The organism is Streptomyces daghestanicus (genome assembly GCF_020521275.1).
Classification (GTDB): domain Bacteria; phylum Actinomycetota; class Actinomycetes; order Streptomycetales; family Streptomycetaceae; genus Streptomyces; species Streptomyces griseoviridis.
This window is the reverse complement of record NZ_BNDX01000008.1, coordinates 579103-592882: the sequence shown is the minus strand read 5'-3', so window position 1 is coordinate 592882 and position 13780 is coordinate 579103. Positions and strand designations below refer to the sequence as shown.

The window sequence follows — 13780 nt, the reverse complement described above, 5'->3', positions numbered from 1 at the left end:
CCGTCCTCCTGCAAGGACGGGGCCCGACGCCGTCCGTCTACCCTGCGGTGCATGACTGATCTCTTGGAGCACGGGCCGGTCGACGACCCGGCGTACGAGGACGCCTACCGCACCTGGCGGTCCTCGCTGACGACGCTGCTCGCGGACGCCGCACTGCTGGCGCAGTGGCAGGAGCGCCGCTACCGGTTCGCCCACCGGGTGGCGGCCCTGCTGACCAGCGCCGGCGAAGGCCGCTCCGCCGTGATCGGCCCGGTGCTGTACGGGGTGTTCGCCTCCGGGGCAGGGCTCTGTTACGTGGGCCAGACCCAGGAGGCCGAGCGCCGGCTTCGAGACCTTCCCGTGGGCGAGAGCCACCACCTGGCCAACACGGTGCCGCCCGAGGTGTGGGAGAGGGTGGTGGTGATCCGCTGGCCGCTGCTGCTCCCCGCAGCCCCGGAGGCCGAGCAGGCGGCGGTCGAGCGGATGGGCCTCGACGTGTGCGGCCTGGCGCTGGAGCACACGCTGCAGGTGGCGACGGCTCCGCCACTGAACAGCCGCCGTCGCCGGACGTCCGGTGACTGGCAGCCGCGTGATCTCGCCCGCAGCCGTTCCCGTGGCGCCGTCCATGCGCAGCACATACCGGAACTGGCCCGGCTCGCCCTCGGTGCCTGGCAGGCACTCGCCCGCACCGAACCCCCGACCGGTCCGGCGGTCGTGGATGACCGGGTCGGCCGGGTGGTGTTCCCGACGGCCCTGCACGAACCGTCCCGCGACGACCAGGGGTCTCCTCGCGCCCCGGGGCACGGGATTTGATCTGCGACACTGGTAAGGCCATGCCTAAGCCCGGAGAACTCATCTTTGTCGCGCCGCGCGGAGCCAAGAAGCCGCCGCGGCATCTCGCCGATCTTTCGCCCGCCGAGCGCAAGGAGGCGGTCGTCGCGGCCGGTGAGAAGGCGTTCCGGGCGAAGCAGCTGTCGCAGCACTACTTCGCGCGGTACGCGCACGAGCCGGAGCAGTGGACCGACATCCCCGCCGGTTCGCGGGAGCGGCTGCGCGACGCGCTGCTGCCCGAGCTGATGACCGTCGTGCGGCACCTGGCGACCGACGAGGGCACCACCCGCAAGACGCTGTGGCGGCTGTTCGACGGGACGCTGGTCGAGTCGGTGCTCATGCGGTACCCGGACCGGGTGACCATGTGCATCAGCTCCCAGGCGGGCTGCGGGATGAACTGCCCGTTCTGCGCCACCGGGCAGGCCGGCCTCGACCGGAACCTGTCGACCGCGGAGATCGTGCACCAGATCGTCGACGGCATGCGGGCGCTCAGGGACGGGGAGGTCCCCGGCGGGCCGGCCCGGCTCAGCAACATCGTGTTCATGGGGATGGGCGAGCCGCTCGCCAACTACAACCGGGTCGTCGGCGCCATCCGGCGGCTCACCGACCCCGAGCCCGACGGCCTCGGGCTGTCGCAGCGGGGGATCACCGTGTCGACGGTCGGGCTCGTCCCGGCCATCCACCGGTTCGCCGACGAGGGCTTCAAGTGCCGGCTCGCGATCTCCCTGCACGCCCCCGACGACGAGCTGCGCGACACCCTCGTGCCGGTCAACACCCGGTGGAAGGTGCGCGAGGTGCTCGACGCCGGACTGGAGTACGCGGCCAGGTCCGGGCGCCGGCTCTCCATCGAGTACGCCCTCATCCGCGACATCAACGACCAGGCGTGGCGCGGTGACCGGCTCGGGCGGCTGCTCAGGGGCAAGCCCGTGCACGTCAACCTCATCCCGCTCAACCCGACGCCCGGCTCCAAGTGGACCGCCTCGCGGCCCGAGGACGAGAAGGCGTTCGTGGAGGCGATCGCCGCCCACGGCGTGCCGGTGACCATCCGGGACACGCGCGGGCAGGAGATCGACGGGGCGTGTGGCCAGCTCGCCGCCAGCGAGCGGTAACCTGACCGACGTAAGAACACATCTTCATATTCCGACAGGGGAGCGCCACAGCGCTGAGAGTGCGGCACCGGCCGCAGACCCTCCGAACCTGGCCCAGGTCATTCTGGGTAGGGAGATCGGTCACCACTCGAGCTGTTGCGCCCTGCCCGGCACCCCGCGAGGGGCTCCGGGCAGGGCCGCGTCTTCTCCTGGACGTCCCAGGAGGAATCAGTGAGCATCACCAAGAAGGGCATGGCCGCCGCGGTCGTCGGACTGGGCCTGGTCGCCGTGTCCGCGTGCGGGTCCTCGTCCGGCGACGAGACGGCCGGGGACAGCGGAACCGTCACCCTGGTCAGCCACGACTCGTGGGCCGCGTCGAAGAACGTCATCGCCGCCTTCGAGAAGAGCTCCGGCTACAAGGTCAGGGTCCTGGAGGACGGCGACGCCGGGCAGGCCGTCAACAAGGCCGTCCTCACCAAGGACAACCCCCAGGGCGACGTCCTCTTCGGCGTCGACAACACCCTGCTCTCCCGCGCCCTCGACAACGGCCTGTTCCAGCCGTACGCGGCGAAGGGACTGGACGGCATCGACCGGCGCTACCGGCTCGACGACCGGAACCGGGTCACGCCCGTCGACTACGGCGACATCTGCGTCAACTACGACAAGGCCTACTTCGCCGAGCACAAGCTCGACCCGCCGAAGACCTTCGCGGACCTCGCGGAGCCCGCGTACAAGGACCTGCTGGTCACCGAGAACGCCGGGACCTCCTCGCCCGGCCTCGGCTTCCTGCTCGGCACCGCCGCCGCGTACGGCGACGGGGGCTGGGAGGCGTACTGGAAGAAGCTCAAGGCCAACGGGGTGAAGGTGGTCGACGGCTGGGAGCAGGCGTACAACGAGGAGTTCTCCGGGTCGGCCGGCGGCAGGAAGACCGGCGGTGACCGGCCGCTCGTCGTCTCCTACGCCTCCTCACCGCCCGTCGAGGTCGTCTACGCCGACCCGCAGCCCGACACCGCGCCCACCGGCGTCGCCACGGGCACCTGCTTCCGGCAGACCGAGTTCGCGGGCCTGCTGAGCAATGCCAGGAACCCCGAGGGCGGCAAGGCGCTCCTCGACTTCCTGATCAGCAGGACGTTCCAGGAGGACATGCCGCTGAACATGTTCGTCAACCCGGTGCTCGGCGACGCGAAGCTGCCCGCCGTGTACACCGCCAACATGCCGGACGTCACCGATCCGGAGACCATGGACCCGGCGAAGATCGCCGCACACCGTGACGACTGGGTCAAGTCGTGGACCTCGCTCGTACTGAAGTAGCCGCCCGGCGGCGGGCGGGCGCCGCGCGGCTCGGCCTGGTCGCCGGGCCCGTGGCGTTCTTCGCCGTCTTCTTCGCCTACCCGGTCGCCGCGATCGTCGCCCGGGGACTGAAGGACGGCGACGGCTGGCACCTCGGGCGGATCACCGAGGTGGCCGCCTCCGCCGACGTACGGCACGTGCTGTGGTTCACCACCTGGCAGGCGCTCGCCTCCACCGCCCTCACCCTGCTGATCGCCCTCCCCGCCGCGTACGTCTTCGCCCGCCTCGACTTCCCCGGCAAGCAGGTGCTGCGGGCCGTGGTCACCGTGCCGTTCGTGCTGCCGACCGTGGTGGTCGGCACGGCGTTCCTGGCCCTGGTCGGCCGGGGCGGGCTGCTGGACGACCTGTGGGGCGTACGGCTGGACACGACCGTGTGGGCGATCCTGCTCGCGCACGTCTTCTTCAACTACGCCGTCGTCGTCCGCACCGTCGGCGGCCTGTGGGCGCAGCTCGACCCCCGGCAGGAGGAGGCCGCGCGGATGCTCGGCGCGTCGCCCTTCCGGGCCTGGCGGCGGGTCACCCTGCCGGCGCTCGCACCCGCCGTGGCCGCCGCCGCGCTGATGGTGTTCCTGTTCACCTTCACCTCCTTCGGCGTCGTGCAGATCCTCGGCGGACCCACCTTCGCCACCCTGGAGGTGGAGATCTACCGGCAGACCTCCCAGCTCTTCGACCTCGGCACCGCGGCGGTGCTGACCCTGGTCCAGTTCGCCGCGGTCGCCGCGATCCTCGCCGTGCACGCCGCGACCGTACGGCGGCGGGAGACCGCGCTGAGACTGGTCGACGCGGCGGCGACCGCGCGCCGGCCGCGCGGCGGCGGGCAGTGGGCGCTGCTGGGCGGAGTGCTGCTCACCGTGCCGGTGCTGATCCTGCTGCCGCTGGCCGTGCTGGTACAGCGGTCCTTCGGGGACGGCGGGTTCGGCTACTACCGGGCGCTCACCCGTGAGGACGGCGGCACGTTCCTCGTCCCGCCGATCGACGCCGTCGGCACCTCGCTGACGTACGCCCTCGCCGCGACCGGGATCGCCGTGCTGATCGGCGGGCTCGCGGCCGCGGCGCTGGCCCGGCGGGACGCGGGCCGGCTGGTGCGGGGCTTCGACGCGCTGCTGATGCTGCCGCTCGGGGTGTCCGCGGTGACCGTCGGCTTCGGGTTCCTGATCGCGCTGGACGAGCCGCCGCTGGACCTGCGCTCCTCCTGGGTCCTGGTGCCGCTCGCGCAGGCACTGGTCGGGGTCCCCTTCGTCGTACGGACCATGCTGCCGGTGCTGCGGGCGGTGGACGGACGGCTGCGGGAGGCGGCGGCCGTGCTCGGCGCGTCGCCGTGGCGGGTCTGGCGGGAGGTGGACCTGCCGCTGGTGCGGCGGGCACTGCTCGTCGCGGCCGGCTTCGCCTTCGCGGTGTCGCTGGGCGAGTTCGGGGCGACGGTGTTCATCGCGCGGCCCGACAACCCGACGCTGCCGGTGGCCGTGGCCCGGCTGCTGGGCCGGCCGGGGGACATGAACTACGGCCAGGCGATGGCCCTTTCGACGATTCTGATGATCGTGTGCGCGGTGGCGCTGCTGGTGCTGGAGCGGCTGCGGACCGACCGGAGCGGGGAGTTCTGAGGATGCTGAGCCTGGAACGGGCGACCGTCCGCTTCGGCGGCCGGGCCGTGCTCGACGCCGTCGACCTCACGGTCGCCGAGCACGAGGTGGTGTGCGTCCTCGGACCCAGCGGCAGCGGCAAGTCGACACTGCTGCGGACGGTCGCCGGACTCCAGCCGCTGGACGCCGGACGGGTGCTGCTCGACGGCCGGGACCAGACCGGGGTGCCCGCGCACCGGCGGGAGGTCGGCCTGATGTTCCAGGACCATCAGCTCTTCCCGCAGCGGGACGTCGCCGGGAACGTCGCCTTCGGACCCCGCATCCGGGGCGCGTCCCGCGGGGAACAGCGGGCGCGGGTCGCGGAGCTGCTGGAGCTGGTCGGGCTGCCCGGCGCCGGACGGCGGTCGGTGGCCGCGCTCTCCGGCGGCGAGCAGCAGCGGGTCGCCCTCGCGCGGGCGCTGGCCCCCCGGCCCCGGCTGCTCATGCTGGACGAGCCGCTCGGCCAGCTCGACCGCTCGCTGCGGGAACGGCTGGTGGTGGAGTTGCGGGAGCTGTTCGGCCGGCTGGGCACCACGGTGCTCGCCGTGACCCACGACCAGGGCGAGGCGTTCGCGCTGGCCGACCGGGTCGTGGTGATGCGGGACGGGCGGATCGCCCAGCAGGGCACACCGTCCGAGGTGTGGCAGCGGCCCGCCGACGCGTTCGTCGCCCGGTTCCTCGGCTTCGACAACGTCGTCGAGGCGACCGTCGCCGGGGACGCCGCCGACACCCCCTGGGGCAAGCTGCCGGTCCCGGCGGGCAGCCCGCAGGGCACCCGGCCGGTGCTGGTCCGCCCGGCCGGCGTCCGGCTCGTCGCCCCCGGCGAGGGCCTGCGCTGCACGGTCGCCGCCCGCACCTTCAAGGGCACCCACGTCGCCGTGCGCCTGCGCCCCGAGGGCGACGCGCCCCCGCTGGAGGCGGCCTGCGTGCTGCGGGACGCGCCGGAGGCCGGGGAGCGGGTCGGCGTGGAGTTCGACGGGGCGGACGTGGTCGTGCTCGGGTGAGCGTTCCGCCGGGAGCGGACGCTGCCGCGCCGGGTGACCCGCTGCTCGTAGGGTGAGCGCATGACGACGCCGCTCGCGCACGACCGCTACTGCGACGAAATCCTCGCCCAGGCAGAGAAGTTCAGGGCGTTGCCGGCCGCCGGCGCCGACCCCGGGGCCCGGGTGCCGACCTGCCCGGACTGGACGCTGGAGGACCTGGTCCGGCACGTGGGCCGGGCGCTGCGCTGGACGGAGCACATCGTCCGCACCCGCGCCACCGCCGAGATCCCCATGGACCAGGTGCCCGGCGTCGAAGGCCCCGAGGAGCGCGGGGACGCCGACGCGCTGGCCCGGTGGCTGGAGGAGTCCGCCTCGGTGGTCGCCGGCGCGCTGCGGGCGGCCGGCCCCGACGCGTACGCCTGGTCCTGGGCGGGCCGGCACGACGCCGGGTTCTGGGCCCGCCGGATGTGCCACGAACTGGTCGTCCACGGCGCCGACGCGGCGCTCGCGGCGGGCCGCGCCCCCGAGCCGGTCGCGCCCGACGTGGCGGCCGACGCGCTGGAGGAGTGGCTGGAGATCGTGCGGTTCGTGCAGCGGGCCCTGCCGGACGGGCCGGCGAAGGACCTGCGGGCCCCCGGCCGCACCATCCACCTGCACGCCACCGACACCGACCCCGCCCTGAACGCCGAATGGGTCATCGAACTGCCCGACGCGGGCATCACCTGGCGCCGGGGCCACGAGAAGGCGACGGTCGCGCTGCGCGGCCCGCTCACCTCCGTGCTGCTCGTCCTCTACCGGCGGCTGCCGCTGGACACCCCCGAGGTGCAGGTCCTCGGCGACCGCGCGGTGCTGGAGTTCTGGCTGGAGAAGGCGAGCTTCGGCTGACACGGCGACGGCCCGCCCCCGGGAAGGGGACGGGCCGCCGCACCGGCCGCCGACGGATCGCCGGCCGGTACTGCCGACGGATCGTCAGCCGTTGCTCCTCGCGCCACGGCGGCGCATGCCGAAGAACACCGCGCCACCGCCGACGACGACCAGGGCCGCCGCGACACCGGCGATCAGACCGGTGTTGGAGTTGGCACCGGTCTCGGCGAGGTTGGAGTCACCGGCCGCCGGGGACGGGGCGTTCTCCCCGGTGTCCGTCGCCGGAACGGTGGACTCGCTCGCGGAGGCCGCCGGCGTCGACGGAGCCGGGGCCGGGGTCTCGGACTCCTCCTCCGCCGGGGTGGAGGACGATTCGGACGGGGTCGGCGTCGGAGTCGGGGACTCCTCCTCCTCGCCGCCGCCGCAGGCGGTGGCCGGGGTGGTGACGCCGCCCTTGATGTCCTCGTCCACGTACGGCTTCGCCAGCACGTGGACGCGGTACGTGGTGCTGGGCTTCCAGTCCTCGGCGAAGGTGATGGTGGTGCCCTCGCGGGAACCCTCCACCTCCTGCGAACCGACCTCGACCTCGCCGCCGTCGGTCTGGCGGAAGACGGTCACCGTGGCCTTGACGCCGGCGGCGTCGACATCGGTGACCGTGATGACACCCTTGTCGCCGTCGCACGAGGCGGCGGCGGAGAACTCGCCGATGTTGCAGGCGAGCGCGTTGCCTGCGGCGCCGATGGCGAGGGCGGCCGTGGCGGTCGCCACGCCGAGGGCGCGGACGCTGCGGCGGGAGGCCGCGCTTCTGAGTATGGGCAGGGGCACGTTGGTCCTTTACAGGATGCGCGGATGCGGGGGGTTCACCCGGGGCCGGTGCACACACTTTCGTGACACTGCGGTCCCAGGAGACTCACAGGTCTATTGGTATTGCCCGACCGGTGTCAACGCACATGTCGGGTAAGGGCGTTGACTTTGCCCTCTTATTAACCTCGGATAAGTTTCAGCGCCGCCGGCGCGTCATCGATCCGGTCGACCAGAGTGATCCGCGCCTCCATCGACCGGCCCCGCGCCAGCGCCCGCAGCAGCGGCCACGCCGGCAGCCGCTCCGTCCAGTGCGCCTCGTCCACCAGCACCATGGGCGTGGGCTCACCGCGCGAACCGTAGTAGTTCGGCGTCGCGTTGTCGAAGATCTCCTGTACGGTCCCGGCGGCGCCCGGCAGGAACACCACACCGGCGCCGGACCGGGCCAGCAGCCCGTCCTCGCGGGTGGCGTTGGCGAAGTACTTCGCTATGTGCGAGGCGAACGCGTTCGGCGGCTCGTGGCCGTAGAACCAGGTCGGGATGCCGACCGAGGAACCACCGCCCGGCCAGCGCTCACGCACTTCGAAGGCGGCGCGCGCCCACGCGCCGACCGACGGCGTGAAGGACGGCGCCTTCGCGAGCAGCAGCAGCGCCTCGTCCAGCATGGCGTCCCCGAACGGGGCCGCGTAGGCGCCGAGGTTGGCCGCCTCCATGGCGCCGGGGCCGCCGCCGGTGGCCACGGTGAACCCGGCGCGGGCCAGCTCCCGGCCGAGGCGCGCGGCACCGGCGTACTCCTCGGTGCCGCGGGCCATCGCGTGACCGCCCATGACGCCCACCACCCGCGCCCCGGCGAGGAGTTCGTCGGTGGCGTCGGAGACGGAGTCGTCGTGCACGGCGCGCAGCATGGAGGCGAAGACGTCACCGTCCGCCTTGGTCCGCTGGAACCAGGCGTAGGCCAGGGCGTCCGGGGTCGCCTCGTACCCCTCGGCGAGGGAGGCGTACAGCTCGCCGGGCGAGTAGACGGCCGCGCGGTAGGGGTCGAAGGGCAGCCCCGGCACCGGCGGGAACACCAGTGCCCCGGCGGCCCGTACGGCGGTGGCGGCCTCCTCGGCCATCGGGCAGCCGAGGAAGACGGCGCCGGTGGCGTCGACGCCGAGCAGCACCTCCGTACGGGCCGTCAGGTCGACGGCCTGGACCCGGCGGTGGGCGAGGCTCCCCTCACGGGCGAGGACCTCGTCGAAATCGGCGAGGGACTCGATCTCCCGGTCGTGGGCTGCGTGATACGGCTGAGCGGGCGTCGCTATGTCATCCACCCGCTCATGCTAGGCGCGCCCCGCTGTCAGCCCTGCACCGCCGCCGGGTCCATCCAGACGACCTCCCAGGTGTGGCCGTCCACGTCGTCGAAGGCACGGCCGTACATGAAGCCGTGGTCCTGGGTCTCGCCGGTGACCGAGCCGCCGGCCGCGACCGCCTTCTCCACCAGCTCGTCCACCTTCTCGCGGCTCTCGGCGCTCAGCGCGAGCAGCACCTCGCTGTGCTTGCGGGAGTCGACGATGTCCTTCTGCGTGAACTGCCGGTACTTCGCCGGGGTGTGCAGCATGACCACGATGGTGTCGCTGAGCGGGATCGAGGCGGTGCTGTCATCGCTGAACTGGGCGTTGATCGTGTACCCCAGCTCGGTGAAGAACCTCTTCGACGCGTCCAGGTCGGTGGTGGCCAGGTTCACGAAGATCATCTGCTGGTACATGGGGCCTCTCCCGTATCGGTGTCATGCCGTTCGCAGGAGTAGACCGGGGGGCGGGCCGTAACTCATCGCCGGTCGGCGAGCTTTCTCGATGTTTCTCACGAGTCTTCCGGCGAGGCTCCTCGCGGGGTGTCTCACGAGCGGGCCAGCGGCAGTGCCGCCAGCTGCGCCACGGCGAGGGTCAGCGGGCCGAACACGGCCGGCAGGACCGCCGCGCGCAGGACGGCCGCGCCGCGCAGCACACCGGCGGGCGCCCCCAGGCGCAGCAGCGCGGCCGTGGCGGCGGCGCGGGCCTGTTTGGCCTCGACGGCCGTGGTGAGCAGGGTGGCCACCGCGCAGCCCGCCACGAGGACGGCGCCGAGCGTCCGCAGCGGGCCGAACGACGCCGCGTCGGCCCCGTGCGCCGAGGCCGCCGCGTACGCCGCCGAGGCCACCGCGCAGACCACGCCGAGGGGCCGGCCGATGCGCTGCGCCTCCGCCATGAGGACCCGGCCGGCCAGCAGGCGCACGGCACCGGGCCGCACCGCCTGGAGCAGGCGCCCGCACAGGTGGGTGAGGCCGGGTCCGGCGAGGGCCAGACCGAGGGCGGTCAGCGCCCAGCCGGACAGGACGCCGGCGGACGTGCCGCCGGATCGGTCCGCCAGGGTCGTCTCCATCGCCAGCCCGGCGGCCAGCACGGCGACGCCCCAGGGCAGGGAGCCGGTGGCCGGGCGGGAGCCGGGCGAGGCCACCGGGGCCGCGCCGTCGGCCAGGGCGGGGACGAGGGCCGCCTCCCCCAGGGCGGTGGCCGTGGCGCCGGGGGTCGGAATGGCGGCCGTGGCGCCGGGGGTGTGTCCGGACGTGCCGTCGCCGCTCTGGCCGGAGGCCGCGGCGGTGGTGCTAGAAGGGGTGGCGGCGGTGGCGGCGCCGGGCGTGCCGGCCCCCGCCCGGCCGGAGGCGGCGGCGCGGGCCGTGGCCCGGCGGGCGCCGAAGCGGCCGTACGCACCGAAGGTCTCCCGGGCCGCCAGGCCGTACGCCCCGAAGCGCCCGTACCGGCGCCCGGTGCCGGCCGTCGGCGCGGTCCGGGCCGTCTCGCGCGGGCGCAGGGAGAGCGCCACCGACGCCGACGCCGCCGCCGGGACCAGGGCCAGCAGCGTCAGGACCGCCGGGAGCGGCAGCGGCAGGCCCACGGCGAGGGCACCGGCGGCCGGGCCGGCGGCGGGCCTGCCGGTCAGGTCGCCGCGCAGCAGGAGGAAGAGCAGCAGCGCCAGCAGGGAGCCGAGGGCGCAGGACGCGGCCGTGGTGGCCGCCGAGACGGCCCGCAGCCGGCCGGGGCCGAGGCCGGCCGCGAAGAGCCCGCCGCGCGGCCGGGTGCCCGGGTCCGTCCGGGCCACCGCGAGGGCCAGGTACACGGTGGCGGCGAGCGGGGCCGCGCACCAGGCGAGGCGGAGCGCGGAACCGCCGGCGCCGGCCGGGTGGGCCAGCGCGTGGCCGAGGGCGCACAGCAGCAGGAAGCCGGTGCCCGCCGACGCGGCCACGACCAGCAGGCGGCGCAGCTGGACGGCGGGACGGGCGGCGCGGGTCAGGCGGAGAGCGAGCACGCGGGCCGGCCCTCCGTTCCGGCGGAACCCGCGGGCTCCGCTCCCTCGGCGGGCCCGGCCGGTCCGGCGACCGGGGGCAGGTGCAGGGTCCGCACCCGGCGGCCGTCCAGCAGCGTCACCGTACGGTCGGCGAGGCCGGCGCGGCGCGGTCCGGCGCAGGCGAGGACGACGGTGACACCGTGCGAGCGGGCCGCCGCGGTGAGCGTGCGCAGCACCTGGGCGCTCTCGGCCCGGTGCAGCGGGGCCGTCGGCTCGTCGGCGAACAGCACCGAGGGGACGACGGTGAGCGCGCGGGCGATGCAGACCCGCTGCCGCTCGGAGTGCCGCAGCTCGTGGGGGCGCGAGCGCGCCCGGCCGTCGACGTCGAGGCGTTCCAGCCACTCCAGGGCGGCCCGCCGGGCGCGGCGCCGGCCGGTGCCGCGCAGCATCAGCGGCAGCGCGGCGTTCTCCCAGACGGTCAGCTCCGGGACGAGCACCGGGACCGGGTCGATCCAGCCGAACCGGTGGCGGCGCAGCCGCGCACGGGCGAGCGCGCCCAGCGTGTGCACGGCGACACCGTCGAACCACACCTCGCCGCGCTGCGGCCGGTCCAGCCCCGCCAGGCACCGCAGCAGCGAGGTCTTGCCGCTGCCGCGCGGGCCGGTCACGGCGAGGACCTCGCCCTCACGGACACCGAGGGAGACACCCTGGAGCGCGGGGGAGCCGTCGTGGTGCTGGAAGTGCAGGGCGCTTGCCCGGAGCACGTCGTTGTCCGGCGGGGCCACCATGGGCGTACACCTCGTTCTGATCCGTATCCCCGCCACCCGTCCCCCTTCCGGGCGAGCGAGGGCGGGGCCCATCGGTCAGTGGCACGCTAGGGACTCGGCGGAGCCGGGCCGGACAGCACGCGGCCCCGGGCCGCCGTTTCTCACTCGAACGGCCGGCACCGGGGCCGTTGATCAGGAAGTCGTGAGGTCAGCCGATCACAGCTTCGTCCACGCCTCCGTGAGCGTCGCGCGCAGGATCTGCTCGATCTCGTCGAACGTCTCCTGGTTCGAGATCAGCGGCGGGGCGAGCTGGACGACCGGGTCGCCGCGGTCGTCGGCACGGCAGTACAGGCCGTTGTCGAAGAGGGCCTTCGACAGGAAGCCGTACAGCACGCGCTCGGTCTCCTCGTCGTCGAAGGACTCCTTGGTGTTCTTGTCCTTCACCAGCTCGATGCCGTAGAAGAAGCCGTTGCCGCGGACGTCGCCGACGATCGGGAGGTCGAGGAGCTTCTCCAGGGTGGCGCGGAAGGCGCCCTCGTGGTCGAGGACGTGCTGGTTGAGGCCCTCGCGCTCGAACAGGTCGAGGTTGGCGAGGCCGACCGCCGCGGAGACCGGGTGGCCGCCGAAGGTGTAGCCGTGCAGGAAGGTGTTGTCGCCCCGGTAGAACGGCTCGGCCAGGCGGTCGGAGATGATGCAGGCGCCGATCGGGGAGTAGCCCGAGGTCATGCCCTTGGCGCAGGTGATCATGTCCGGGACGTAGCCGAACTTGTCGCAGGCGAACGTCGTGCCCAGGCGGCCGAAGGCGCAGATGACCTCGTCCGACACGAGCAGCACGTCGTACCGGTCGCAGATCTCGCGCACCCGCTGGAAGTAGCCGGGCGGGGGCGGGAAGCAGCCGCCCGCGTTCTGCACCGGCTCCAGGAAGACGGCGGCGACCGTGTCCGGGCCCTCGAAGAGGATCTGCTGCTCGATCTGGTCGGCGGCCCAGCGGCCGAAGGCCTCCGGGTCGTCGCCGAAGAGCGGGGCGCGGTAGATGTTGGTGTTCGGCACCTTGTGCGCGCCCGGCACGAGCGGCTCGAAGGGGGCCTTCAGGGCGGGCAGGCCGGTGATGGACAGGGCGCCCTGCGGGGTGCCGTGGTAGGCCACCGCGCGGGAGATCACCTTGTGCTTGGTGGGCTTGCCGACCAGCTTGAAGTACTGCTTGGCCAGCTTCCACGCGGTCTCCACGGCCTCGCCGCCGCCGGTGGTGAAGAAGACCTTGTTCAGGTCACCGGGGGCCTCGTGGGCGAGGCGCTCGGCCAGCTCGACGGCCTTCGGGTGGGCGTAGGACCACACCGGGAAGAACGCCAGCTCCTGCGCCTGCTTCATCGCGGTCTCGGCCAGCTCGGTCCGGCCGTGCCCGGCCTGCACCACGAAGAGGCCGGCGAGGCCGTCGAGGTAGCGCTTGCCCTTGTCGTCGTAGATGTGGGTGCCCTCGCCACGGACGATGGTGGGGACGGGCGCGTTCTCGTACGACGACATGCGGGTGAAGTGCATCCACAGGTGGTCGTACGCGGTCCTGCTGAGGTCCTTGTCGGTGCTCACGGTTATCGGGTTCCCCACATGTAGGTCTGCTTCTTGAGCTTCAGGTAGACGAAGCTCTCGGTGGAGCGCACGCCGGGGACGGCCCGGATGCGTCGGTTGATGACGTCCAGGAGGTGGTCGTCGTCCTCGCAGACGATCTCCACCATCAGGTCGAAGGAGCCCGCGGTCATCACGACGTACTCGCACTCGGACATCGCGGCCAGCGCGTCGGCGACCGACTCCGCGTCGCCCTCGACGTTGACCCCGACCATCGCCTGGCGGCGGAAGCCCACGGTGAGCGGGTCCGTCACGGCGACGATCTGCATCACGCCCTGGTCGAGCAGCTTCTGCACGCGCTGGCGCACGGCCGCCTCGGACAGGCCGACGGCCTTGCCGATGGCGGCGTACGGCCGGCGGCCGTCCTCCTGGAGCTGCTCGACGATCGCGAGGGAGACGGCGTCCAACTGGGGGGTGCCGCTCCGGGACTCGCGGGAGCCCTTCTGGTCTGCGCTTCGACTGGCCACGGCTTCACTGTGCACGACGGATCGACGGTTTCGCAAGGTCGGTTCGATGAAATCCGTTGTCCTTGCGCTCATAGTCTGCGGATTTCGCAACTTCGCGGGGCGCGGGGG

13 protein-coding genes and 1 riboswitch are annotated in these 13780 nt (G+C 73.5%); of the genes, 6 read left to right on the top strand and 7 right to left on the bottom strand.

From position 1 onward, the window contains the following. Nucleotides 1-51 precede the first annotated feature (51 nt). The 6 genes from Sdagh_RS12015 to Sdagh_RS11990 all read left to right on the top strand — a co-directional run bounded on the left by Sdagh_RS12015 (nucleotide 52) and on the right by Sdagh_RS11990 (nucleotide 6735). Nucleotides 52-792, top strand: a complete 741-nt coding sequence (locus Sdagh_RS12015; protein WP_190077410.1) for a hypothetical protein — start codon at nucleotides 52-54, stop codon at nucleotides 790-792. A gap of 20 nt (nucleotides 793-812) precedes the next feature. After that, nucleotides 813-1919 (top strand): dual-specificity RNA methyltransferase RlmN, encoded by a 1107-nt coding sequence (rlmN, locus tag Sdagh_RS12010; protein WP_189419635.1) that lies wholly within the window; start codon nucleotides 813-815, stop codon nucleotides 1917-1919. A 26-nt stretch (nucleotides 1920-1945) separates the two neighbouring features. Then, a riboswitch (TPP riboswitch) is annotated at nucleotides 1946-2051 on the top strand. Nucleotides 2052-2129: 78 nt separating this feature from the next. Then, on the top strand, nucleotides 2130-3209 hold the full coding sequence (locus Sdagh_RS12005) for a thiamine ABC transporter substrate-binding protein (RefSeq protein ID WP_226535067.1): 1080 nt from the start codon (nucleotides 2130-2132) through the stop codon (nucleotides 3207-3209). Then, nucleotides 3185-4849 (top strand): ABC transporter permease, encoded by a 1665-nt coding sequence (locus Sdagh_RS12000; RefSeq protein ID WP_189419633.1) that lies wholly within the window; start codon nucleotides 3185-3187, stop codon nucleotides 4847-4849. The genes Sdagh_RS12005 and Sdagh_RS12000 overlap by 25 nt, the downstream gene beginning before the upstream one ends. Before the next feature lie 2 nt (nucleotides 4850-4851). Beyond that, complete coding sequence (locus Sdagh_RS11995) at nucleotides 4852-5871, top strand: ABC transporter ATP-binding protein (RefSeq protein ID WP_189419631.1); 1020 nt, start codon at nucleotides 4852-4854, stop codon at nucleotides 5869-5871. A 60-nt stretch (nucleotides 5872-5931) separates the two neighbouring features. After that, on the top strand, nucleotides 5932-6735 hold the full coding sequence (locus tag Sdagh_RS11990) for a maleylpyruvate isomerase N-terminal domain-containing protein (protein ID WP_189419629.1): 804 nt from the start codon (nucleotides 5932-5934) through the stop codon (nucleotides 6733-6735). 84 nt (nucleotides 6736-6819) lie between these two features. Here Sdagh_RS11990 and Sdagh_RS11985 read toward each other — a convergent pair whose 3' ends face one another. From Sdagh_RS11985 to Sdagh_RS11955, 7 genes are all read right to left on the bottom strand, one after another. Further along, nucleotides 6820-7533, bottom strand: a complete 714-nt coding sequence (locus tag Sdagh_RS11985) for an LAETG motif-containing sortase-dependent surface protein (protein ID WP_306888880.1) — start codon at nucleotides 7531-7533, stop codon at nucleotides 6820-6822. 164 nt (nucleotides 7534-7697) lie between these two features. Further along, nucleotides 7698-8828: an LOG family protein gene (locus Sdagh_RS11980; RefSeq protein WP_226535064.1), complete on the bottom strand. Its 1131-nt coding sequence runs from the start codon at nucleotides 8826-8828 to the stop codon at nucleotides 7698-7700. Between the two features lie 26 nt (nucleotides 8829-8854). Beyond that, nucleotides 8855-9262 carry a VOC family protein gene (locus tag Sdagh_RS11975; protein ID WP_189419627.1) on the bottom strand — a complete coding sequence of 136 codons (408 nt, stop codon included), beginning with the start codon at nucleotides 9260-9262 and terminating at the stop codon, nucleotides 8855-8857. A gap of 131 nt (nucleotides 9263-9393) precedes the next feature. Next, on the bottom strand, nucleotides 9394-10839 hold the full coding sequence (locus tag Sdagh_RS11970) for a hypothetical protein (protein ID WP_190077409.1): 1446 nt from the start codon (nucleotides 10837-10839) through the stop codon (nucleotides 9394-9396). Further along, a complete protein-coding gene (locus Sdagh_RS11965) occupies nucleotides 10821-11606 on the bottom strand; it encodes an ABC transporter ATP-binding protein (protein ID WP_190077408.1) in 786 nt (261 codons plus the stop codon). Before Sdagh_RS11965 ends, Sdagh_RS11970 begins: the two co-directional genes overlap by 19 nt. 195 nt (nucleotides 11607-11801) lie before the next feature. After that, nucleotides 11802-13187: an aspartate aminotransferase family protein gene (locus Sdagh_RS11960; protein WP_189419621.1), complete on the bottom strand. Its 1386-nt coding sequence runs from the start codon at nucleotides 13185-13187 to the stop codon at nucleotides 11802-11804. Then, a complete protein-coding gene (locus Sdagh_RS11955; RefSeq protein ID WP_190011745.1) occupies nucleotides 13172-13687 on the bottom strand; it encodes an Lrp/AsnC family transcriptional regulator in 516 nt (171 codons plus the stop codon). Before Sdagh_RS11955 ends, Sdagh_RS11960 begins: the two co-directional genes overlap by 16 nt. Between the last annotated feature and the right edge of the window lie 93 nt (nucleotides 13688-13780).

Coding starts and splice junctions, on each gene's coding strand:
- rlmN (WP_189419635.1), top strand. CDS start 813: ATGCCTAAGCCCGGAGAACTCATCTTTGTCGCGCCGCGCGGAGCCAAG.
- Sdagh_RS11990 (WP_189419629.1), top strand. CDS start 5,932: ATGACGACGCCGCTCGCGCACGACCGCTACTGCGACGAAATCCTCGCC.
- Sdagh_RS12015 (WP_190077410.1), top strand. CDS start 52: ATGACTGATCTCTTGGAGCACGGGCCGGTCGACGACCCGGCGTACGAG.
- Sdagh_RS11995 (WP_189419631.1), top strand. CDS start 4,852: ATGCTGAGCCTGGAACGGGCGACCGTCCGCTTCGGCGGCCGGGCCGTG.
- Sdagh_RS11975 (WP_189419627.1), bottom strand. CDS start 9,262: ATGTACCAGCAGATGATCTTCGTGAACCTGGCCACCACCGACCTGGAC.
- Sdagh_RS11965 (WP_190077408.1), bottom strand. CDS start 11,606: ATGGTGGCCCCGCCGGACAACGACGTGCTCCGGGCAAGCGCCCTGCAC.